This window comes from Streptomyces sp. NPDC006691 (assembly GCF_042869955.1).
GTDB lineage: Bacteria > Actinomycetota > Actinomycetes > Streptomycetales > Streptomycetaceae > Streptomyces.
Window position 1 is genome coordinate 184,337 of the sequence record NZ_JBIAGW010000010.1, and the last position, 20,886, is coordinate 205,222.

Genomic DNA, 20,886 nt, shown 5'->3' on the forward strand with positions numbered 1-20,886 from the left:
GCCTGCCTGGGGGTGCGCTGCGGCGGTGGGCTGGGGCTTTGCCCCAGGCCCCGGGGCTTGGCCCCTCCCCGCCCCTTCCCTAAACCCTCCGGGGGTGAAATGGGGGCGGGTGGGCTTCCGGGGGCTGCGCCCCGGGCCCCGCTTTTCGGGTGCGGGTCGGTGGGTGGCTGGTCGCGCAGTTCCCCGCGCCCCTAAAGGCCTTGGTGCTGGCCAGCACCGGGCACCTTCAACCGTCCGGCTGATCGGTAGGGGCCGGTGGAGGCATCTCCAGCCCGCCCGGCTCGCTGATCGATACGGGCCGGCATCGGGCACTTCAGCCCGTCCGGCGATTGAGGACGAGCGCCGTTCAGGCGCGATACGGGGTCCGGGGCGGAGCCCCGAACCAGGGGTGCAGGGGGCGCAGCCCCCTGCGGGGGTCCGAGGGGCGCAGCCCCTCAAGGGGGTCTGGGGCGCAGCCCCAGGGGCCGGCACCCACCAACCCGGGGCCACGGGCGGGAGGGCGGGCAAACTCCCCGGGGGTCTGGGGCGCAGCCCCAGGGGCCGGACCTTCAGCCCGGCCGCACGGGTGGGTGGGTGGGCGAACCCCCCGGGTCCGGGGCGGAGCCCAGGGGGCAGGGTTGGCCCGGGTCGGGGCGGAGCCCAGGGGGCTAGTCCGGCCAGCGTTGGGTTACGCGGCGCCATGTCAGCTCAAGCAGCGCCGACGCCAGCACCGCGATGCCGACGGCAGTCCACGGCATCACCGCCCCCACCAGCTTCAGCGCGAAGAAGTTCTGTAGCCACGGCACCGCGAGGACCAGCAGGAACGCCACCCCCATGGCGACGACCAGGGCGATCCGCCACCACGTGTAGGGGCGGGCGATGATCGCCAGGACCCACATGGAGACCAGGAAGAGGGTCAGCGTCGTGACGCTGGTCTCCGCGTCCAGGTCGCCGGGCCCGGTGTAGTACGCCCGCGCGATCATGTACGTCACGAACGTGGCCACCGCCGCGATGACCCCGCTGGGAATCGCGTACCGCATCACCCGCCGCACGAAGTGCGGTTTGGCGCGCTCCTTGTTGGGCGCGAGGGCGAGGAAGAACGCCGGGATGCCGATGGTGAAGGTGGACAGGAGGGTCAAGTGCCTTGGCAGGAAGGGGTATTCGACCTGGAAGCAGACCACGAGGACGGCCAGCAGGACCGAGTACACCGTCTTGGTGAGGAACAGCGTGGCCACCCGCGTGATGTTGCCGATCACGCGGCGCCCCTCCGCCACCACCGAAGGCAGCGTCGAGAAGCTGTTGTTGAGCAGGACGATCTGGGCGACGGCCCGCGTCGCCTCCGAGCCCGAGCCCATGCTCACGCCGATGTCGGCGTCCTTCAGGGCCAGGACGTCGTTCACGCCGTCGCCGGTCATCGCGACGGTGTGCCCGCGTGACTGGAGGGCCGCCACCATGTCGCGCTTCTGCTGCGGGGTGACCCGGCCGAAGACCGAGTTGGAGTCGAGGACATCGGCCATCTCACCCTGGTCGGTGGGCAGTTGGCGGGCGTCGACCGTGTCGGCCGCGCCGTGCAGGCCGAGCTTCCCGGCGACCGCGCCGACGGACACCGCGTTGTCACCGGAGATGACCTTGGCCTTGACGTTCTGCTCGTCGAAGTAGCGCAGGGTGTCGGCCGCGTCCGGCCGCAGGCGCTGTTCCAGGACGACGAGCGCGGTGGCCTTGGCGTCGGAGGCGACGGCGGGGTCGTCGAGGTCGCGCGACGCGCGGGCGAGCAGCAGGACGCGCAGGCCCTGCTCGTTGAGCGCGTCGACCTCCGCGAGCGCCGGGTCGCCCGACTTCAGCAGGACGTCGGGCGCGCCCAGGAGCCAGGTGCTGTTCTCGCCGTCGCCCTCGCTGAACGCGGCGCCGCTGTACTTGCGGGCCGAGGAGAACGGCAGCGACTCGGTGCAGCGCCACACCTCGCTGTCCGGGTAGGCGTCGATGATCGCCTGGAGGGAGGCGTTGGGCCGCGGGTCGGATTCGCCGAGGGCGCCGAGCACCTTGCGTACGTACGTCTCGTCCGCGCCGTTGAGGGGGCGCAGCTCGGTGACGTCCATGCCGCCCTCGGTGAGCGTGCCCGTCTTGTCGAGGCACACCACGTCGACGCGGGCCAGGCCCTCGATCGCGGGCAGTTCCTGCACCAGGCACTGCTTGCGGCCGAGCCGGATGACGCCGATCGCGAAGGCGACCGAGGTCAGCAGGACGAGCCCCTCCGGGATCATCGGCACGATGCCGCCCACGGTGCGGGCGATGGAGTCCTTGAAGTTGTTGTCCTTGACCACCAGCTGGCTGATGACCAGGCCGAGCGCGGTGGGGATCATCATCCACGTGACGTACTTGAGGATGGTGGAGATGCCGCTGCGCAGCTCGGAGTGGACGAGCGTGAACCGGCTCGCTTCCTCGGCGAGTTGAGCCGCGTACGCCTCCCGGCCGACCTTGGTGGCGGTGAACGCGCCGCCGCCCGCGACCACGAAGGCGCCCGACATCATCTTGTCGCCGGCCTTCTTCAGGACCGGGTCGGCCTCACCGGTCAGGAGGGACTCGTCGACCTCCAGGCCGTCCGCCTCGACCGCCTCGCCGTCCACCACGATCTTGTCGCCGGGCCCGAGCTCGATGACGTCGCCGAGCACGATCTCGGAGGTGGATACCTCCACGGCCCGCCCGTCGCGCCGCACGGTCGGCTTGGCCTCGCCGATGACCGCGAGCCCGTCCAGGGTCTTCTTGGCCCGCATCTCCTGGATGATGCCGATGCCGGTGTTGGCGATGATGACGAAGCCGAAGAGGCTGTCCTGGATCGGCGCGACGACCAGCATGATCGCCCAGAGCACACCGATGATCGCGTTGAACCGGGTGAAGACGTTGCCGCGGACGATCTCCGCGGTGGAGCGACTGCTGCGTACGGGAACGTCGTTGACCTCGCCGCGCGCCACCCGTTCGGCGACCTCGGCCGTCGTCAGACCGCCGGCCCGCCGCGCCGTCGCGGGGCACTTCATGGGGTGGACGGGGTCGAGTTCCGCCCCGGCGTCGATGTTGGCGGGCTGCGTCATGATTTCGACGGTACGGCGGGTTCGGGCGCTTCACCTGCCGGGAAGGCCGAACATCCGACCCTGGGAGGAGGCGAATGGTCCTCCGGCCGTACACAGGTCCCGCGGGTTACTGACTTTCGGCCCTTGCGCCCGTCCCGGTGCCGTCCGCCTGCTGTGCGGCGTGCCGCTTGAGGGCTGCGTCGCGGCCGCGGACGTACCAGATGCCGATGAGGCCGAGGCCGCCGCCGGCCAGGCAGGTCCACACCCACCACAGGTGGCCGTGGTCGTCGAACCAGCGGTAAAAGGGGAGCTGGACGAGGAAGAGGACGAACCAGAGGATCGTGCCGCCGGTGATGGTGGCGACCACGGGGCCCTCAAGGGGCTCCGGCGCCTCGTGCTGGGGTGTCCACTTCGCCATGCGATCAGTGTAGGGCGCGCTCTTTCGCCTCCTTTCGCGGGAATCCGGACACCGGAGGAGGCCGGGTCGGGCGCCGGGATCCACCTGGTCCGGGCCGCTCGGGCCCTTGGTGCGGCAGGGGTCTACGCGCGGAGATGGTGATCTTCGACTTATGTATTCATACTGAAACGGCTTACGGCTGACTCATTCTGTTCGTTAAAACGTCCAAAGAAGTTCGGGTACGTGCCGTTCCCCCGCCCCTTCACGACTGAGGTTCCGCATGCCCTCCTCGGCCCCCGACACGGTCGACGCCGCAGCTCAGCCGCCGGTGCCCCACAAGCCGACCAACGGCCTCGACCGCTACTTCAAGATCTCCGAGCGGGGTTCCACCCTGGCCCGTGAGGTACGTGGCGGATTCGCGACCTTCTTCGCGATGGCCTACATCATCGTGCTGAACCCGATCATCCTCGGCAGCGCCAAGGACATGTACGGGCACCAGCTCGACAGCGGTCAGCTGGTCACCGCGACCGTGCTCACCGCGGCCTTCACCACGCTGCTCATGGGCGTCATCGGCAATGTGCCGATCGCGCTCGCGGCGGGGCTCGGCGTGAACACCGTCGTCGCCCTCCAGCTGGCGCCCCGGATGAGCTGGCCCGACGCCATGGGCATGGTCGTCCTGGCCGGCTTCGTGGTGATGCTCCTGGTCGCCACCGGGCTGCGCGAGCGCGTCATGAACGCGGTGCCGCTCGGCCTGCGCAAGGGCATCGCGATCGGCATCGGCCTGTTCATCATGCTGATCGGCCTGGTCGACTCGGGCTTCGTCTCGCGCATGCCGGACGCCGCGCACACCACGGTTCCGCTCGAACTCGGCGGCAACGGGCACCTGCTCGGCTGGCCGGTCCTGGTCTTCGTCCTCGGCGTACTGCTCACGCTCGCGCTGATGGTCCGCAAGGTGCCGGGCGCGATCCTGATCTCCATCGTCGCCATGACCGTCCTCGCGATGATCATCAACGCGGTGGCGACCGTGCCGTCCTGGGGGCTGACCACCCCGAAGTGGCCGGGCAACCCCCTCGACACCCCGGACTTCGGGCTCGTCGGCCAGGTCAGCCTGTTCGGCGGCTTCTCCAGGGTCGGCGTCCTGACCGGCATCCTCTTCGTCTTCACCGTGCTGCTCTCGTGCTTCTTCGACGCGATGGGCACGATCATGGGCATCAGCGACGAGGCTGGTCTGACCGACGCGCAGGGCAACATGCCCGGCATGAACAAGGTCCTGTTCGTCGACGGCATCGCGGTCGCGGTCGGCGGCGCGTCGTCCTCGTCGGCCACCACCTGCTTCGTGGAGTCCACGGCGGGCGTCGGCGAGGGGGCCCGTACGGGCCTGGCCAACGTGATCACCGGCGGCCTGTTCACCGTGGCCCTCTTCCTGACCCCGCTCGCCACGATGGTGCCCTCGCAGGCCGCCACGCCCGCGCTGCTCGCCGTCGGCTTCCTGATCCTGTCCGGCTCGATCCGGGAGATCGACTGGGCGGACTGGACGATCGCCATCCCGGCCTTCGTGACGATGCTGATGATGCCGTTCACGTACTCGATCACCAACGGCATCGGGATGGGGTTCATCACCTTCACGGTGCTGCGGCTGGTGGCGGGCCGGGCTCGCGAGATCCCGATCGCGATGTACGTCGTTTCGGCGGTGTTCGGCTTCTACTACCTGATGCCGGCGCTGGGCTTGACCTGATCCGGGGGGTTTGCCCACGTGCCCGCCCGTTGCTCGGGGTTGGTGGGTTCGGGCCCCCTGGGGCTCCGCCCCGGGCCCCGGGCATCCTTCCCGCCCTCCCGCCCGTGCGGCCGGGTTGATGGGTTCGGGCCCTGGGGGCTCCGCCCCCAGACCCCCTTTGAGGGGCTGCGCCCCTCGGACCCCCGCAGGGGGCTGCGCCCCCTGCACCCCGGTTCGGGGCTCCGCCCCGGACCCCGTATCGCGCCTTAAGGGCGCTCGTCCTCAATCGCCGGACGGGCTGAAATGCCCGATGCGGGCCAGCACCAAGGCCCTTTTTAGGGGCGCGAGGAACTGCGCGAGAAGCGGGCACGGTCCGCAGACAGAAACGGGGTTCAGGGGCGCGAGGAACTGCGCGAGCAAGCGACCACGGCCCGCAGACGGAAACGGGGTTGAGGGGCGCGGGGAACTGCGCGACCAGCCACCCACGGTTTGCAGCCGAGAGCGGGTTGGGGGGCGCGGGGAACTGCGCGAATCGCCCCCGTGGAGCGGGGTACCCAGCCAATGCCAGCCCCGTGGCGCGGGGCACCACGCGAACCGGCCCTCCCGCTGGCGCCCGGCACCCAGCAAAGCGAGCCCCCCCGCTGGCGCCGGGCACCCAGCAAAGCGAGCCCCCCGGCAGCGAGAGGCACCCAGCGAAGCCCCCCGGCGACCCGGGGCACTCAGCAAAGCGAGCCCCCCCCCGCGGCGCGGGGCACCTCGCGAGCGGGCACCCGGGGCGCGCGGCCCGCGGCCCGCGGCGCGGCTACGCCGCCCCGTAGAAGCGCTCCGTCTCATCGACCGCCGCCTGGAAGCGTTCGTCGAAGTCATCGCGGACGAGCGTCCGGACCACATAGTCCTGGACGCTCATGCCGCGTTTCGCGGCGTGGTGCTTGAGCCGGTCGAGCAGCTCACCGTCTATGCGCAGGCTGAGCACGCTGGTCCCCATGGAGCGAGGGTCGCCGTCCGCCAGGGCATCGTGCGTCACTTTTCGCAGCCAACTCACTCGTTCGGGTGATGTGTGCCGCGATGTGTGCCGTGATGGGGCCCGTGACGCCGGTGTGGCGCTCGACACCTGGACTTAACCCGGTGGTATTTAGCCAGAGTAATGAGTTATGCTAACGAACATGTCTGACCTGTCCCACGGCAGTGGCGAGGACGCCGCCGCCGTGAACTCCCTGCGTTCGGCCGTCATGCGTCTTGGCCGACGCCTCAAGCACCAGCGTGTTGACGAATCGCTCAGCCCGACCGAGATGTCGGTGCTCGGCACCCTTGCCCGCTGCGGTTCGGCCACCCCCGGTGAGCTGGCTCGCAGGGAGCACGTACAGCCGCCGTCGATGACCCGAATCGTCGCACTGCTGGAGGCGAAGGGCCTGGTCAGGCTGGAGCCGCACCCCGACGACCGCCGCCAGAAGGTGGTCAGCCAGACCGAAGAGGCCGAGGCGATGCTCGAAGAGAGCCGCCGCAAGCGCAACGTCTGGCTGGCTTCCCTCGTGGAAGGTCTGGACGAGGACGAATGGGCGAAGCTGCGCGCGGCCGCCCCCGTCCTGGAGAAGCTCGCACATCTGTAAACGCGCATCACTAGGAGGCGAGCCCTTTTGAGTACGGGATCCGGAGCAGACTCCGCCCCCGCACCTACCCCCACCTACAACAAGCGTGGCGGGGGGACGTTCTCCTCGCTTGCGGTACGCAATTACCGACTGTTCTTCTCCGGTGCCATCGTGTCCAACATCGGCACCTGGATGGCCCGGATCACCCAGGACTGGCTGGTCCTGACGATCACCGGCTCCTCGGTGGCGGTGGGCATCACCACCGCCATGCAGTTCCTGCCGATGCTTCTGTTCGGCCTGTACGGCGGCGTCATAGCCGACCGGTTCGCCAAGCGGAACATCCTGTTCGTGACGCAGGCGGCGATGGGCCTCGGTGGTCTGTTCCTCGCCGTGATGACCCTGTCCGGGCACGTCCAGGTGTGGCACGTCTATCTCACGGCCTTCTTCACCGGTCTGGTCACCGTCGTCGACAACCCGACCCGGCAGTCCTTCGTCTCCGAGATGGTCGGACCCGACCGGGTGCGCAACGCGGTCAGCCTCAACTCGGCGAACTTCCAGTCCGCCCGGCTCGTCGGCCCCGCCGTCGCCGGTGTCGTGATGGCGGCCGTCGGACCCGGCTGGGCGTTCCTCGCCAACGGCCTGTCCTTCACCGCCCCGCTGATCATGCTGTCGCTGATGCGGACCAAGGAGCTCCAGCCGACCCGCCTCGCCCCGCGCGGCAAGGGCCAGCTGAAGGAAGGGCTCGCGTACGTCTCCGAGCGGCCCGAGCTGATCTGGCCCATCGTGCTCGTCGGCTTCGTCGGCACCTTCGGGTTCAACTTCCCGATCTGGCTGAGCGCGTTCGCCTCCGACGTCTTCCACGGCGACTCCGGCATGTACGGCTTGTTCAACAGCCTGATGGCGATCGGCTCGCTGGTCGGCGCGCTGCTCGCGGCCCGTCGCTCCAGCACGCGACTGCGGATGCTGGTGCTCGCGGCGGTGCTGTTCGCGGTGCTCGAACTCGCGGCCGCCGGCGCGCCCGACCTCGGTCTGTTCATGGCGCTGCTCATCCCCGTCGGCATCCTGGGCCTCACGGTGAACGTGACCGCCAACGCCTCGGTGCAGATGGCCACGGATCCCGAGATGCGGGGCCGGGTGATGAGCCTGTTCATGATGGTCTTCACCGGCGGCACCCCGCTGGGCGGCCCGCTCTTCGGCTGGCTGACCGACGTCTACGGCGTCCGCGTCAGCCTCGCGCTCGGCGGCCTCATCTGCGGCGCGGCGGCGGTCGGGGTCGGCCTGATGCTGGCCCGCGCGGCCAATCTGCGCCTGAAGGTCGACGTACGCCCGGGCCACCGGCACCTGGAGTTCGTTCCGCGGGACCGGACCCTCGTGGCCGCCGCCTGACGACCCGGGCGAGCGCGCGAAAAGCCTCACGGACCCGGCTCGACCCGGCCCGGCCCCCGCACCCCGGGGGCCGGGCCGTTTCCGTACGGTCTGCGGGCGGGTGCCTCGGGCGTACGAGGCCGGCGGGTACCTCGGGCGTACGGGCCGGCGGGCGAGGCCCTGCGCGTACGAGCACGGGGTTGGCGGGCGAGGCCTTGCGTGGACGGGCACGGGGTCGGCGGGCGAGGCCCTGCGCGTACGGGGCGTCATGCGGTGGCCGGACCCCGCCGCGTGCCGCGACAGCCGGGGGCGATCTTGGTTGACTGTCCCCATGCGCCTCTTCGCCGCCGTACTGCCCCCTGCCCGGGCCGTGGACGAACTAGGGCTCGCCGTAACGGAGTTGACCGAACTCCCCGGTGCGAACGGGCTGCGCTGGACCGGACGCGAGGGCTGGCACCTCACCCTCGCGTTCCTGGGCGAGGTCGACGAGGCGGTCCTGGACGAGCTGCACGAGCGGCTGCGCAGGGCGGCCCGTCACACCGACCCGTTCGCACTGCGCCTGCGCGGCGGCGGCCGCTTCGACGGGCGCGCCCTGTGGGCCGGCGTCGCGGGCGGCCTCGACGAGCTGCGGCTGCTCGCCGAACGCGCCGACGCCGCCGCCCGCCGCTCCGGCGTCCCGATGGACCAGCACCGCCGCTATGTGCCGCACCTCACCCTGGCCCGCTCGCGCACGCCGATGGACCTCGGGCCCTACGTCGGCGGGCTCGCCGCGTTCGAGGGAAGCCCCTGGCAGGTCACCGAGTTGGCGCTGATCCGCAGCAGTCTGCCGCGCTCGGGTGTCGCCGGGGAGCGGCCCCGCTACGAGGCGGTCGCCCGCTGGCCGCTCGGCCGGGACGGTTAGGCTCAAGGGGTGGACCCGAAGACCAGGAACCGGATCATGGCCGGTGTGCTCGTGCTGATGTTCGTCGTCGTGGCGGTGGCGGCCGCCGTCGGCTGACCGCGCCCGCCACGCCACCTCCGTACCCCCCAGGGCGAAGGCCTCCGGCGACGGCCCGGTGCCGGTGGGTCCGATGCCGGTGTCGATGCCCGTTCCGCTGTCGGTGTCGGGACCCGTGTGTGTGCCCGTGCCGGGGCAGACGTCGTCGAGCGCGGCCAGGAACCCTCTTCAGCGATCCGCAGTTCCTGGAGGTGCCCAAGTGACAGCCCTCGTACGCGCCCCACGTACCGCACGTGCCGTGCGCGCCGCAGCGTTGGCGGGATGTGTGCTGGTGCTGGCGGCGGCCTGCGGGGGCGCGTCCGGCGGCGCCCACGCTTCGGACACGGCCACGCCCCCGCCGCCCTCCCGTTCTCCCGCGCCCCCGGCCGACAAGGGCCCCCGGTGCGAGGGCACTCCGACCGCGAAGGGCGCGCACGTCCTGCGCGGCGGTTCGGAGGTACTGCCCGGCGGGGCCGGGCCGGTGCTGTACAGGGAGGGTGGCTCGGACGGTACGCACCGGACGGCGACCCTGACCAACGGTACGGGGATGGGTGCCGCGCAGGCAGGCACCGAGTCCTGGCCGGTGCGGACCGGTCAGGCCCTCAGGGTCGGCGGCAAGGCCTTCACCGTTTCCCAGATCTGCACCTACCGGGTCGTACTCACGCCGAAGGACGGGACGGCTGGGGCCCCGCGTCCTGTGCCCAACGCCGTTGACCCGGAGTGGCCGCCCCTGACGGACGGCCGTCTGCGCCTGCGCTGGCACGTCCCGAACACGGAGAAGCACGGCCTGATCAGCGTCGTGCTCGATGACGTCGAGGCCGACCCGGACCGTGCCTCCATCACGATCCCCAGCCGCGTCGGCGGCGGCGCCGGCTACGCGGACGCCCGCGTTGGGGACACTCTCGAATTCGCCGGCAGGCTCTGGAAGTTGAACTCGATCGACGCGGGCGACGGCAGTCCCGCGATGGACAACCCGCGCTCGGGGCACGTGGATCTCCAGCCGATCGGGCCGTCCCGTTGACCCGCTGTCCGGATGCCCGGCTGTCCGGCCGACCCCCTGACCTCCTGACCCGCTGACCGGCCGGGTCCCCGCCTCGCGAGGCGGAGGCCCGGCCGGTGTGCCGGGAACTACCAGGCGAAGGCCTCGGGGGACGGTCCCGGGCCGGGGAAGATGTCGTCGAGCGCGGTCAGGAACCCCTCGGGCAGGTCGAGTTCGACCGCCCGCAGCGCCGAGTCCAGCTGTTCCGCCGTGCGGGGTCCCACGATCGGGCCCGCCACTCCGGGCCGGGTGAGCAGCCAGGCCAGGCCCACCTCGGCGGGGTCCAGGTCGTGCTTGGCGGCGAGGTCCTCGTACGCCTGCACCCGCGCTCGCACCGCCGGGTCGGTGAGGGCCTGGGCCGCGAGGCCGCCCTGGGAGCGCCCGGTCGCGCCCTCCCGCTCCTTGCGCAGGATGCCGCCGAGCATGCCGCCGTGCAGCGGCGACCAGGGGATGACGCCGAGTCCGTATTCCTGGGCTGCCGGGACGATCTCCATTTCGGCGCGGCGTTCGGCGAGGTTGTAGAGGCACTGTTCGCTGACGAGGCCGAGTCGGCCGGTGCGGGTGGCGATCTCGTTGGCCTGGGCGATCTTGTAGCCGGGGAAGTTGGACGAGCCGGCGTAGAGGATCTTGCCCTGGGTGATGAGGACGTCGATGGCCTGCCAGATCTCCTCGAAGGGGGTCAGGCGGTCGATGTGGTGGAACTGGTAGAGGTCGATGTAGTCCGTTCGCAGGCGCTTGAGGGAGGCCTCGACGGAGCGGCGGATGTTGACCGCCGACAGCTTGTGGTGGTTGGGCCAGGGCTCGCCCGCGGCCATGTTCCCGTTGAGCTTGGTGGCGAGGACGGTCTTGTCGCGCCGGTCGCCGCCCAGGGCGAACCAGCTGCCGATGATCTCCTCGGTACGGCCCTTGTTCTCGCCCCAGCCGTAGACGTTGGCCGTGTCGAAGAAGTTGATGCCGGCGCCCTGCGCGGCGTCCATGATGGCGTGGCTTGCCGCCTCGTCGGTCTGCGGTCCGAAGTTCATCGTCCCCAGGACGATCCTGCTCACCTGGAGACCCGTGCGTCCGAGCTGCGTGTACTTCATGGGAGACCAGCCAACGTCTTCGAGCGTGCTCAAGGCAAGAGGCCGGGCCGGGAGTTCCCATCCGGGACCGGGGCCCGGATCGGGGCCCGGGACGGGGGAGGATCTCGTCGAGCGCGCCGATCAGTTCCTCGTCGAGCTCCAACTCCACGGCGCGCAGTGCCGGTTCGAGGTGGGCGGCGGTACGCGGGCCGACGATGGTACTGGTGGCGACGGGCCGCGAGAGCGGCCGAGCGAGGGCCACCCCGCCCGGGTCGAGTGCGTGCTTGGCCGGCAGGTCCTCGTACGCCTGGACCCGGGCCCGTACGGTCGGGTCCGGTCGGACGGCAAGGCCGACGGCGGAGCGGCCGATCCCGGTGCGTGAGCCGGCACCCTCGCGCTCCTTGCGCAGCGTGGCCACCGAGCAGCCCCTGGTGCGGCTGCGACCAGGGGAGGACGCCGAGTCCGTATTCCTGGGCTGCCGGGACGATCTCCATCTCGGCGCGGCGTTCGGCGAGGTTGTCAGCAAGTGCTACGACCGGCTCAACTCCCGCCCCTGGAGGTGCACTTCGGAGGCGGGAGCGGGCGGCGTTCGGTCGCGCGGTCGCGCGGTCACGTGGTCACTTCGAGCCGACGGGGCCGACGTACGTACCGGGGTGGGTCGCGCCGTCCTGGAGCAGGACCGAGGAGTAGGTCCAGGGCAGGGTGTGGGAGTGGGTCTCGTTCGGTGGGGTGATCACGATCGACTTCGGCCGGAACTCCTGCCCGTCCCCCTGGTCGAACGGCAGGTAGAAGATGACGAAGGTGGTCGTCGCGCCGGGCCGTACGGTGACCGTCGAGGGGGACTCCGAGGTCTGGCGGGGCAGTGACCACCGGGTCGGGCCGCCGACGAGGTCGACGCCCGGATAGCCCTTCATCGCACAGGACTTGGCACCCTTGTTGGTGAGTGTGATGGTGACCGCGCCCTGCGAGCCCTTCGACCGGGCTCCGCTGCCCGGGGCGACGGCGAAGGTGAGCTGGGCGGTCTGGCAGTGGGCGGTATCGGCGCCGGTGCCCGTGCCCGTACCGGTGCCGGGCCCCGCGTTGGTGCCGCTACCCGTGCTGCCGCCGGAGGGGGCCATGCTCCGGCCGCCGTCGACACCGGGGGAGCCGGTGACGGTGGCCGTCGCGGTGCCGGTGCCGCTGCCGTCCGTGGCGCCGGCGGTGCTGCTCGGGGTGTCCGTGGCGACCTTGCCGGAACCGCCGCCGTCGCCGCCGCAGGCGGTCAGGGTCAGGGTCAGCGTCAGGCCAAGGCCGGTGGCCAGGGAGACGATCGCGGCCAGGGGGGAGGTGCGCGGAGGCAACACGGCGATCCTTTCGTTGGGGCGGCCCGGTCTGCCAGGGCCGGTGGGGCGGCCCGCGTTTCGGGGTTCCGGTCGAGAGCTGGGACGATGGTGGGGTCCGGGACGCGAGGATTCGTTGAGGAGAGACTTCCATGCCGGTGTGGCCCAGCGCGACGACTCGGTCGCGCGCACGCGGGGCGGTGCGGTGATGGACGCCGTGGACCGCGCGTTCGCGGCGGCGCTGTACATCGAGGGTGACGCGGCCCTGGACACCGGCGCCTCGCTGCTCGCCGCCGCACCGGACGCCGATGCCGAACTCGCCCTGAGGGGACGGGAGTTCGTACGCCGGGCCTGGGACCGGGGCTGGCAGCCCGCCGATGTCGTACGGATCGTACGGCGTGACCTGGACGAGCCGCAGGTACGCATCCTGGCCGGGCTGGTCCGCGAGGAGCTGTCCCGTTACGAGCGGCTGCCCGCGCGCTGGCAGGGGCAGGTCGAGGAGCTGCCGCACGAGGCGTGGCGGGCCGACCGCTTCTCGTACGCCACGGCCGTGCTTGAGCTGTACCGGGTCCTGCTCGCCCTCCCCGCGATCGAGCCGGCCGGGCCCGCGCCCGGTGCCTCGGTGCTCGGGCCGCCGGTGCACGGCGAACCGAAGACGCTGGCCCGCATCCGGGCGCTGCTCGCCAAGGCCGAGGCGACGGGGTTCCCGGAGGAGGCGGAGGCGCTCACCGCGAAGGCGCAGGAGCTGATGGCGCGGCACAGCGTGGACGACGCGCTGCTCGCGGAGCGCGGGGCGGGCGGGGAGGTGCCGGGGGCCTGCCGGATCGGGGTGGACGCGCCGTACGAGACCGCGAAGGCGATCCTGCTCGACGCGGTGGCCTCCGCCAACCACTGCCGGGCGGTGTGGAACTCCGAGCTGGGCTTCTCGACGGTCGTCGGGTTCGAGGGCGACCTGGAGGCGGTCGAGCTCCTCCACACCTCGCTCCTCGTGCAGGGCACGGCGGCGATGACGGCGGCGGAGGCGGCGCAGCGGGCGGGTGGGCGCAAGCGCACGAAGACGTTCCGGCAGTCGTTCCTGCTGGCGTACGCCGGGAGGCTCGGCGATCTGCTCGCCGAGACGGCGCGGGGGGTGGAGGCGGAGTTCGGGGGTGAGCTGCTTCCGGTGCTCGCGACGCGGGCGGTGGCGGTGGCGGGGCGGGCGGAGGAGATGTTTCCCCGGACGGTGTCGACGCGGGTGCGGGGGGTGTCCGACGAGTCGGGCTGGCGGGATGGGCGGGCGGCGGCGGACCGGGCCCACCGGGGTCGCATGCGCGGCCTGGGGGGTTAGGCCGGGGCCCCCTGGGGCTCCGCCCCTGGCCCCGGGGGGTTTGCCCACCCGCCCGCCCGTGCGGCCGGGTTGATGGGTTCGGGCCCTGGGGCTGTGCCCCAGACCCCCTGAGGGGCTGCGCCCCTCGGACCCCCGCAGGGGGGGCTGCGCCCCCTGCACCCCGGTTCGGGGCTCCGCCCCGGACCCCGTATCGCGCCTTAAGGGCGCTCGTCCTCAATCGCCGGACGGGCTGAAGTGCCCGATGCGGGCCAGCACCGAGGCCTTTGGGGGCGCGGGGAACTGCGCGAGAGGCGACCACGGTCCGCGGACGGAAACGGGGTTGAGGGGCGCGAGGAACTGCGCGAGAAGCGATCACGGTCCGCACCCGGAAGGGGACTGAGGGGCGCGAGGAACTGCGCGAGAGGCGGGCACGGTCCGCACCCGGAAGGGGATTGAGGGGCGCGGGGAACTGCGCGAGAGGCGGGCACGGTCCGCACCCGGAAGGGGATTGAGGGGCGCGGGGAACTGTGCGGCCAGCCTCGCACGGTCCGCACTTGCATCGCGGGCCCGGGGCGGAGCCCCGGAAGATCGCTCCTCCGCTCCCACCCCCGGCGGGTTTAGGGAAGGGGCGGGGAGGGGCCAGGAACCGGGGCCCGGGGCGGAGCCCCGGCGGGACGTTCACCGACCCGGAGCCACGCCGCGGCGGCCCGTACCCGGCCGGGGCCGGTAGCCTCGGGATCATGGGTTGGGTCCGGGCGCTGAAGGAGACCGCCCGCTCGGGGCTGAAGGTCGAGCGGCGCCGGCTCGAACCCCTCGTCGCCCTGCGCGGCGCAGCCGGCCTCGCCATCGTCGTCGGCATCAGCCTCACCTTCTTCGGCCCCTCCGTCGCCGCCAGCTCGGCATTCGGCGCGTTCCAGGGCGCCATCGCCACCTACCAGCGCAGCTGGCGCCCCCGGCCCGTACTCGCCCTCGCCTCCGGCCTTTCCCTCGCGATCTCCACCTTCCTCGGCTATCTCGTCGGCACTCACTCCCCGTTCTTCCTGCTGCTGCTCGCCCTGTGGACGTTCGTGGCGGGCCTCGCCTGGGCGGTCGGCCCGACCGTCGGGGTGATCGCCTCCTCGAACGTGGCGATCATGCTGGTGACCGTCACCCTCCCCAGCACCGTCGCCGAGGCCGCCGGGCACGCCGGAATGATCGCGGTCGGCGGGGTCGTCCAGGCCGCGCTCGTCGTCCTGTTCCCCATCCGCCGCTGGGGCGCCCAGCGCGACGCGCTCGCGGACGCCCTGGCCGCGGTCGCCGACTACGCGCGCAGGCTGCGGCACGACCCGGTCGCCCCGTTCGACCCCGAGCCCCTCATGACCGCCCGGCTCGCCGCCGCCGTCACCCCGCGCGAGGCCCGCCGCCGCCCCGCCGAACTGCACGGCGCCCGGGGCGTCGCCGAGCGGATCCGGCCGGTGCTCGCCTCGCTCGCCGACCCCGCGCTCGGCGTGCCCGAGGAGGGCGAGGAACGCCACCGGGTAAGGGAGTTGCTCGCCGCCGCGGGCACCGTACTGGACGCCGCCGCCCGGGCCGTGCGGCACGGTGAGGCCCCCGTCATCCCGCCCGCGGCCCAGGCCGCGCTCGCCACCCCCGACACCGGAGCCATCCTCACCGGGCCCGCCCGCCGCGCCGCGGGACGGCTCACCACGCTGCTCGCCGATGTCGTCGAAACCGCCCGGGGCAGCGGCACCGGACAGGGCGCGGAACCCCTGCTGCGCCCCACCCTGCCGCGCCTGCTCCCGTCCGCCCTGCGCACCATGCGCGCCGAGCTCGGCCGGCGCCGCTCGCCGGTGTTCCGGCATGCGGTACGGGTCTGCGTGGTGGCGACGGTGGGCTATCTGCTCGGCTACGTCCTGCCGTTCGGCCACGGCTACTGGGCCCCGATGGCCGCCGTGATGGTGATGCGCCCGGACTTCACGCTCACCTACGCCCGCGCCGTCGCCCGCTTCGGCGGCACCCTCGTCGGCGTCGCCCTCGCCACCGGCATCGTCCAGCTCACCCACCCCGATACGAGCCTCTCCGCCGCCATCGCGGTGACCTGCGCGTTCCTGGCGTACTTGCTGATGCGTACCGGCTACGCGGTGCTGAGCGGGTGCGTCTCGGCGTACGTCGTCTTCCTGCTGGGCATGGGCGGCCTCCAGTGGACCCAGACCGTGCCCGACCGGGTGTTCCTGACGCTGATCGGCGGGGCGCTCGCGATGGTGTCGTACGCGGTCTATCCGGCCTGGGAGACGCCCCGCCTGCGCACCCGCCTCGCCGACTGGCTCGCCGCGAACGGCCGTTACGCCTCCGCCGTCGTCCTCCACTACGCCGATCCGGACCGCGGCACGGGCGAGTTGCGCCAGGCGCTGCTCGATACGCGCGAGGCCCGTATCGCCTGGCAGGAGGCGCTCGACAAGGCCACTCACGAACCGGTCCGCCACCGGGGCCTCTCGCACCTGGCGGCCGAGGAATCGGCGCACGCGCTCAGCCAGTTGGGGCGTACGGCGATGCTGATGGAGGCGCATCTGCCGGACCGGGACGCGGTGCCGGTGCCGGCCGCCGCGAAGCTCGCCGAGGCGTTGCGCGAGGCCACCGAGGAGGGCGCGAAGGCGGTGCGCGAGCGTCGCGTCCCGCGATGGGACGAGGTCGAGCAGGCGCTGGAGGCCTGGGACGGCGAGGGCGTGCCCGACCGCGTGGTGCGGCGGGGCGCCGGTCTGGTCCTGCACTGCCTCGACGACCTGACGGACGCCCTCACCGCCTCCAACTCGCCTCAGCCGTAAGCCCGTTGGGCTGTTGTCGGAGCCTGACGGGTGTCGGGCGCGTTACGGCGCGGGCAGGCGGCCGCTCCGATCCGCCGGCGGTACTGGATCCACGTATGTGACCCCCGAGATGCGGCGCGATGCCCCGACCGCATGCCGTCCGCGAGCGCCTGCCGCGGGGGGACGGCGGAAAGTCTGAACCAGGCGGCGCCGGAGTGCGTCTCTTATTCGTGCACGAGGAGTACGAAGGGGACGGCCCGGCGCGCCTGCCGCGGCGCGAGGTGCGGCGAGCGGCTGTAACCGCTCGGGCACCCCGCGTGCACGTGCATCTTCCCATGCAGGCGCACATGAACACAGCTATGATCCGGGGCAGTTGACCATTCACAGTTGCACGTCTGCACATCCCGGGAGCGACCTTGCACCACGCGTACAACGGCATGGCCGCAGCGGAGCTCCAGGGTGCCGCGTGGCAGAAGAGCCGGCACAGCAACTCGCAGGGATCCTGCGTCGAGTTCGCCAAACTTCCGGGCGGCGGGGTGGCGGTGCGCAATTCGCGTCACCCCGACGGGCCCGCCCTCGTCTATACGAGAGCCGAGATCGAAGCCATGCTGCTCGGGATCAAGGACGGCGAGTTCGACCATCTGATAGCCGACTGACGGCTGACGGCTGACGGCTGACGGCTGACGGCGGTCGGCTGACGGCGGTCGGCGGGCAGAGGGCAGAAGAGGCAAGGCCGCAGGGTGGGGCGACCGTTCGCGGTCGCGCGTTGACAGGTGTCAGCCGGGCCGCAGGGATGGCCGGGGCCGGGCCGCAGAGATCGCCCAGGACAGCCGGATCGCAGGGGTGCCGAGGGCGGCCCGGCCCGCCCTCGGCGTTGCGTGCTGACCGGGGCGCCGGCGCCGCCGAGGTGGGCCGGGTCGGTCGGGTCGGTCGGGTCGGGCGGTCAGTCCGAGGGGGGCAGCCGGAACAGGGCCCAGACGACCTTGCCGCTGATCGCCCCGGACAGTGGGTGCCAGCCCCAGCTGTCGGCGAAGGACTCCACCAAGAACAGGCCGCGGCCCGACTCGGCGCCGAAGTCGTCGCCCGCCCGCTCGATCGGGCTCTCGTCGCTGGGGTCGCGCACCGCGCACACCAGACGGCTGGTCCAGCGCATCAGGTGCAGCCGCACCGGGACCTCGGTCTCGCGCGGGATGTCGGCGGGCAACGCGTGCCGCAGCGCGTTGGTGACGAGTTCCGAGACGACCAGGGCGACATCGTCGAAGCGCTCGCCGAGGCCCCACTGCGTGAGTGTCGAACCGGTGAACTTCCTTGCTCCGCGCACCGCTTCGTAGCGCGCGGGCAGCGCACAGGACGCGGAACCCGCCACGGTCGAGGGGTCGAAGGGGGGAAGCGCCTGCCTTAAGGGGTCGTAAGGCTCCAGCATGGTCGATCCATTCGTCCCCATGCGAGGCACTCCCGGGTTCGCGGCCGTGGCGGTACAGGACGCAAGCGACTAGACGCAGTTGAGCACGCAGGTGCGCGAGGACCATGGTTCCCAATGCTTCGGCCCGATGCAAGGGCAGATGCACGTGCACGCGACCGACCTGTCCCTGCCCGTGCCGTTTCTTGCTCATTTCTTCCTCAGAAGTTCCTCAGGCCGATTTCACTCCTTGACCATTTCCGTAATCACGCGGGTACGGGGTGAAGCGTTTTGATGGCAGACTGCCCACCACCATTGGATGGGGAGGACGGCGAAGTGACCGCAGGGGAGGCATGGGGATCCCCCCGGCCGAGTGCAGTCGAGGCCGGCGGAGGTTCGGTGGTCCGGCGCATTCTGCTGGGCTCTCAGCTGAGGCGCCTGCGCGAGTCGCGCGGCATAACCCGGGAAGCGGCCGGCTATTCGATCCGGGCGTCCGAGTCCAAGATCAGTCGTATGGAGTTGGGGCGGGTGAGCTTCAAGGCCAGGGATGTCGAGGACCTGCTCACGCTCTACGGTGTCGGCGACGAGGCGGAGCGCATGTCGCTGCTCAGCCTCGCGAAGGAGGCCAACATCGCGGGCTGGTGGCACAGTTTCGGCGACGTACTGCCGGGCTGGTTCCAGACGTACATCGGTCTGGAGGGCGCGGCCTCGCTCATTCGCATCTATGAAGTCCAGTTCGTACACGGCCTGTTGCAGACCGAGGCGTACGCCCACGCGGTGGTCTCGCGGGGCATGCACGGTGCACCGGCCGCCGAGATCGACAAGCGCGTCGCGCTGCGTCTCGAACGTCAGAAGGCCCTGGTGTCGGAGCGGGCGCCCCAGTTCCACGCCGTCCTGGACGAGGCGGCGCTGCGGCGCCCGTACGGCGAACGGGACGTCATGCGGGGCCAGTTGAAGCATCTCATCGAGATGTCGGAGCAGCCCAACATCAACCTCCAGGTGATGCCGTTCAGCTTCGGCGGGCACGCGGGCGAGAGCGGCGCCTTCACGATGCTGCGGTTCCCCGAGTCCGACCTGTCGGACATCGTGTATCTCGAACAGCTCACCTCCGCACTGTATTTGGACAAGCCCGAAGAGGTGGGCCAGTACGAGCGGGCGATGGCGCGGCTGCAACAGGACAGTCCCGGCCCCGAGGAAAGCCGCGATCTTCTGCGCGGACTCCTTCAACTCAGCTGACTCATCAGTAGGATGACGTCACATCAGGCCAGTGACGCGGTTGACCGCGCGGAGCCGGCGGACACAGCAGTAGGGGATGGCATGTCCTTCTTCACCGACCTCGCCAACCAGTTCATAGACGGCCAGTGGCGCACCGGCAGCGGGTCGTGGGACATCATCGACTTCGATCCGTACAACGGGGAGAAGCTCGCCACCATCACCGTGTCCACCGTCGAGGAGGTCGACGAGGCCTATCGCGCGGCCGAGCGGGCCCAGCGGCAGTGGGCCGACACCAACCCGTACACCCGACGGCTCGTCTTCGAGCGCGCCCTGCGCATCACCGAGGAGCGCGAGGCCGAGATCATCGAGGCCATCATCAGCGAGCTGGGGGGCACCCGGCTCAAGGCGGTGTACGAGGTCCATCTCGCCAAGGAGTTCCTGCGCGAGGCGATCCAGCTGGCGCTGCGCCCCGAGGGCCGCATCCTGCCGTCCCCGGTCGACGGCAAGGAGAACCGGGTCTACCGGCTGCCGGTCGGTGTGATCGGGGTGATCAGTCCCTTCAACTTCCCGTTCCTGGTGACCATCAAGTCCATAGCCCCGGCACTGGCGTTGGGCAACGCGGTCGTCATCAAGCCGAACCAGAACGCGCCGGTGGTCGGCGGCGGGCTGATAGCGAAGATCTTCCAGGACGCGGGGCTGCCCGCGGGTCTGCTGAACGTCCTGGTCACCGACATCGCCGAGATCGGCGACGCGCTCATCGAGCACCCCGTCCCCAAGGTGATCTCCTTCGCCGGTTCGGACCGCACCGGGCGGCACGTCGCCTCGATCGCCGGCAGCCACTTCAAGCGCGTCATCCTGGAACTGAGTGGCAACAGCGCACTTGTTGTACTCGACGACGCCGACCTCGACTACGCCGTGGACGCGGCTGTTTTCAGCCGTTTCGTCTACCAGGGGCAGGTCTGCATGGCCGCCAACCGGATCCTGGTCGACCGGTCGGTGGAGGAGGCGTTCACGGGCAAGTTCCTCGCCAGGGTGGCCTCGCTCAGAACGGGCGACCCGGCCGACCCGGCCACCGACATCGGCCCCGTCATCAACAACTTCCAGGCGGAGGCGCTGACTTCACTGGTCGAGCAGGCCCTCGCCGAGGGTGCCACCGCACTGGTGCGGGGCCGCACGCGCGGCAACCTGGTGGAGCCCACCGTCCTGTCGGGCCTGCCCGCCGACTCTCCCGTACTGCGCCAGGAGATCTTCGGCCCGGTCGCCCTGCTCATCCCCTTCGACGGGGAGGAGGAGGCCGTACGCATCGCGAACGACAGCCCGTACGGACTCAGCGGGGCCGTGCACACCGCCAATGTGGAGCGCGGGGTGCGGTTCGCCAGGCGGATCGACACCGGGATGATGCACGTCAACGACTCGACGATCCAGGACGAGCCACTGGTCGCCTTCGGCGGCGAGAAGTACTCGGGGCTCGGGCGGCTCAACGGTGACTCCACGGTCGAGGCGTTCACGACCCAGAAGTGGATCTCGGTGCAGCACGAGCGGAGCCCGTTCCCGTTCTGACGGGCCCGCGCGGTTCCGACGGGCCCGCGTGGTAAGCGAGTTGTCCGGACGCTCCGACACCCGTCATAGAGGACAGGAGCTGACCTCTATGACTCCTACCGTGTCTCTTGTCGGCACAGGGCAGG

Annotated in this window: 16 protein-coding genes and 1 pseudogene; 10 read left to right on the forward strand and 7 right to left on the reverse strand. The window is 71.4% G+C overall.

The window, feature by feature from the left end; all coding sequences use genetic code 11:
- Positions 1 to 647 precede the first annotated feature (647 nt).
- Positions 648 to 3,065: a cation-translocating P-type ATPase gene (locus ACFYNP_RS22780; RefSeq protein ID WP_388787646.1), complete on the reverse strand. Its 2,418-nt coding sequence runs from the start codon at positions 3,063 to 3,065 to the stop codon at positions 648 to 650.
- Positions 3,066 to 3,171: 106 nt separating this feature from the next.
- Positions 3,172 to 3,462 (reverse strand): DUF2530 domain-containing protein, encoded by a 291-nt coding sequence (locus ACFYNP_RS22785; protein WP_388787649.1) that lies wholly within the window; start codon positions 3,460 to 3,462, stop codon positions 3,172 to 3,174.
- Positions 3,463 to 3,721: 259 nt separating this feature from the next.
- Between ACFYNP_RS22785 and ACFYNP_RS22790 the strand changes: the two genes are divergently transcribed.
- Complete coding sequence (locus ACFYNP_RS22790; protein ID WP_388787651.1) at positions 3,722 to 5,176, forward strand: NCS2 family permease; 1,455 nt, start codon at positions 3,722 to 3,724, stop codon at positions 5,174 to 5,176.
- 781 nt (positions 5,177 to 5,957) lie between these two features.
- On the opposite strand, the gene ACFYNP_RS22795 is transcribed toward ACFYNP_RS22790, so the two are convergent.
- A complete protein-coding gene (locus ACFYNP_RS22795) occupies positions 5,958 to 6,140 on the reverse strand; it encodes a ribbon-helix-helix protein, CopG family (RefSeq protein WP_388420644.1) in 183 nt (60 codons plus the stop codon).
- A gap of 178 nt (positions 6,141 to 6,318) precedes the next feature.
- Between ACFYNP_RS22795 and ACFYNP_RS22800 the strand changes: the two genes are divergently transcribed.
- The 4 genes from ACFYNP_RS22800 (at position 6,319) to ACFYNP_RS22815 (ending at position 10,103) form a co-directional block, all read left to right on the forward strand.
- A complete protein-coding gene (locus tag ACFYNP_RS22800; RefSeq protein ID WP_388787654.1) occupies positions 6,319 to 6,762 on the forward strand; it encodes a MarR family winged helix-turn-helix transcriptional regulator in 444 nt (147 codons plus the stop codon).
- Positions 6,763 to 6,789: 27 nt separating this feature from the next.
- Positions 6,790 to 8,127 (forward strand): MFS transporter, encoded by a 1,338-nt coding sequence (locus ACFYNP_RS22805; RefSeq protein WP_388420643.1) that lies wholly within the window; start codon positions 6,790 to 6,792, stop codon positions 8,125 to 8,127.
- Between the two features lie 310 nt (positions 8,128 to 8,437).
- Positions 8,438 to 9,007, forward strand: a complete 570-nt coding sequence (thpR, locus tag ACFYNP_RS22810) for an RNA 2',3'-cyclic phosphodiesterase (protein ID WP_388787657.1) — start codon at positions 8,438 to 8,440, stop codon at positions 9,005 to 9,007.
- Between the two features lie 334 nt (positions 9,008 to 9,341).
- Complete coding sequence (locus ACFYNP_RS22815) at positions 9,342 to 10,103, forward strand: hypothetical protein (protein ID WP_388787660.1); 762 nt, start codon at positions 9,342 to 9,344, stop codon at positions 10,101 to 10,103.
- Positions 10,104 to 10,210: 107 nt separating this feature from the next.
- Here ACFYNP_RS22815 and ACFYNP_RS22820 read toward each other — a convergent pair whose 3' ends face one another.
- From ACFYNP_RS22820 to ACFYNP_RS22830, 3 genes and pseudogenes are all read right to left on the reverse strand, one after another.
- Positions 10,211 to 11,203 carry an aldo/keto reductase gene (locus tag ACFYNP_RS22820; protein ID WP_388787662.1) on the reverse strand — a complete coding sequence of 331 codons (993 nt, stop codon included), beginning with the start codon at positions 11,201 to 11,203 and terminating at the stop codon, positions 10,211 to 10,213.
- Between the two features lie 82 nt (positions 11,204 to 11,285).
- Positions 11,286 to 11,700, reverse strand: a pseudogene (locus tag ACFYNP_RS22825) (aldo/keto reductase); the annotation flags it as partial.
- Between the two features lie 99 nt (positions 11,701 to 11,799).
- Entirely contained in the window at positions 11,800 to 12,522 is a 723-nt protein-coding gene (locus ACFYNP_RS22830; RefSeq protein WP_388420639.1) for a DUF4232 domain-containing protein, read from the reverse strand.
- Positions 12,523 to 12,709: 187 nt separating this feature from the next.
- Between ACFYNP_RS22830 and ACFYNP_RS22835 the strand changes: the two genes are divergently transcribed.
- The 3 genes from ACFYNP_RS22835 (at position 12,710) to ACFYNP_RS22845 (ending at position 17,243) form a co-directional block, all read left to right on the forward strand.
- Positions 12,710 to 13,828, forward strand: coding sequence for a DUF2786 domain-containing protein (locus ACFYNP_RS22835; RefSeq protein WP_388787778.1), 1,119 nt, complete (start codon positions 12,710 to 12,712; stop codon positions 13,826 to 13,828).
- Positions 13,829 to 14,547: 719 nt separating this feature from the next.
- A complete protein-coding gene (locus ACFYNP_RS22840; protein WP_388420280.1) occupies positions 14,548 to 16,608 on the forward strand; it encodes an FUSC family protein in 2,061 nt (686 codons plus the stop codon).
- 395 nt (positions 16,609 to 17,003) lie between these two features.
- Positions 17,004 to 17,243 (forward strand): DUF397 domain-containing protein, encoded by a 240-nt coding sequence (locus ACFYNP_RS22845; protein ID WP_053724624.1) that lies wholly within the window; start codon positions 17,004 to 17,006, stop codon positions 17,241 to 17,243.
- 287 nt (positions 17,244 to 17,530) lie between these two features.
- Here ACFYNP_RS22845 and ACFYNP_RS22850 read toward each other — a convergent pair whose 3' ends face one another.
- Positions 17,531 to 18,031 carry an ATP-binding protein gene (locus tag ACFYNP_RS22850; protein WP_388420281.1) on the reverse strand — a complete coding sequence of 167 codons (501 nt, stop codon included), beginning with the start codon at positions 18,029 to 18,031 and terminating at the stop codon, positions 17,531 to 17,533.
- Positions 18,032 to 18,322: 291 nt separating this feature from the next.
- On the opposite strand from ACFYNP_RS22850, the gene ACFYNP_RS22855 reads away from it, so the two are divergent.
- Positions 18,323 to 19,222, forward strand: a complete 900-nt coding sequence (locus ACFYNP_RS22855; protein WP_388420282.1) for a helix-turn-helix domain-containing protein — start codon at positions 18,323 to 18,325, stop codon at positions 19,220 to 19,222.
- An 81-nt stretch (positions 19,223 to 19,303) separates the two neighbouring features.
- Positions 19,304 to 20,761 (forward strand): aldehyde dehydrogenase family protein, encoded by a 1,458-nt coding sequence (locus tag ACFYNP_RS22860; RefSeq protein WP_388787665.1) that lies wholly within the window; start codon positions 19,304 to 19,306, stop codon positions 20,759 to 20,761.
- Positions 20,762 to 20,886: the final 125 nt, after the last annotated feature.

What these genes read in the sequence shown, in the direction of transcription:
- ACFYNP_RS22780 (WP_388787646.1), bottom strand. Translation starts at nt 3,065, where the DNA reads ATGACGCAGCCCGCCAACATCGACGCCGGGGCGGAACTCGACCCCGTC.
- ACFYNP_RS22785 (WP_388787649.1), bottom strand. Translation starts at nt 3,462, where the DNA reads ATGGCGAAGTGGACACCCCAGCACGAGGCGCCGGAGCCCCTTGAGGGC.
- ACFYNP_RS22790 (WP_388787651.1), top strand. Translation starts at nt 3,722, where the DNA reads ATGCCCTCCTCGGCCCCCGACACGGTCGACGCCGCAGCTCAGCCGCCG.
- ACFYNP_RS22795 (WP_388420644.1), bottom strand. Translation starts at nt 6,140, where the DNA reads ATGGGGACCAGCGTGCTCAGCCTGCGCATAGACGGTGAGCTGCTCGAC.
- ACFYNP_RS22800 (WP_388787654.1), top strand. Translation starts at nt 6,319, where the DNA reads ATGTCTGACCTGTCCCACGGCAGTGGCGAGGACGCCGCCGCCGTGAAC.
- thpR (WP_388787657.1), top strand. Translation starts at nt 8,438, where the DNA reads ATGCGCCTCTTCGCCGCCGTACTGCCCCCTGCCCGGGCCGTGGACGAA.
- ACFYNP_RS22820 (WP_388787662.1), bottom strand. Translation starts at nt 11,203, where the DNA reads ATGAAGTACACGCAGCTCGGACGCACGGGTCTCCAGGTGAGCAGGATC.
- ACFYNP_RS22835 (WP_388787778.1), top strand. Translation starts at nt 12,710, where the DNA reads ATGGACGCCGTGGACCGCGCGTTCGCGGCGGCGCTGTACATCGAGGGT.
- ACFYNP_RS22840 (WP_388420280.1), top strand. Translation starts at nt 14,548, where the DNA reads ATGGGTTGGGTCCGGGCGCTGAAGGAGACCGCCCGCTCGGGGCTGAAG.
- ACFYNP_RS22850 (WP_388420281.1), bottom strand. Translation starts at nt 18,031, where the DNA reads ATGGGGACGAATGGATCGACCATGCTGGAGCCTTACGACCCCTTAAGG.
- ACFYNP_RS22860 (WP_388787665.1), top strand. Translation starts at nt 19,304, where the DNA reads ATGTCCTTCTTCACCGACCTCGCCAACCAGTTCATAGACGGCCAGTGG.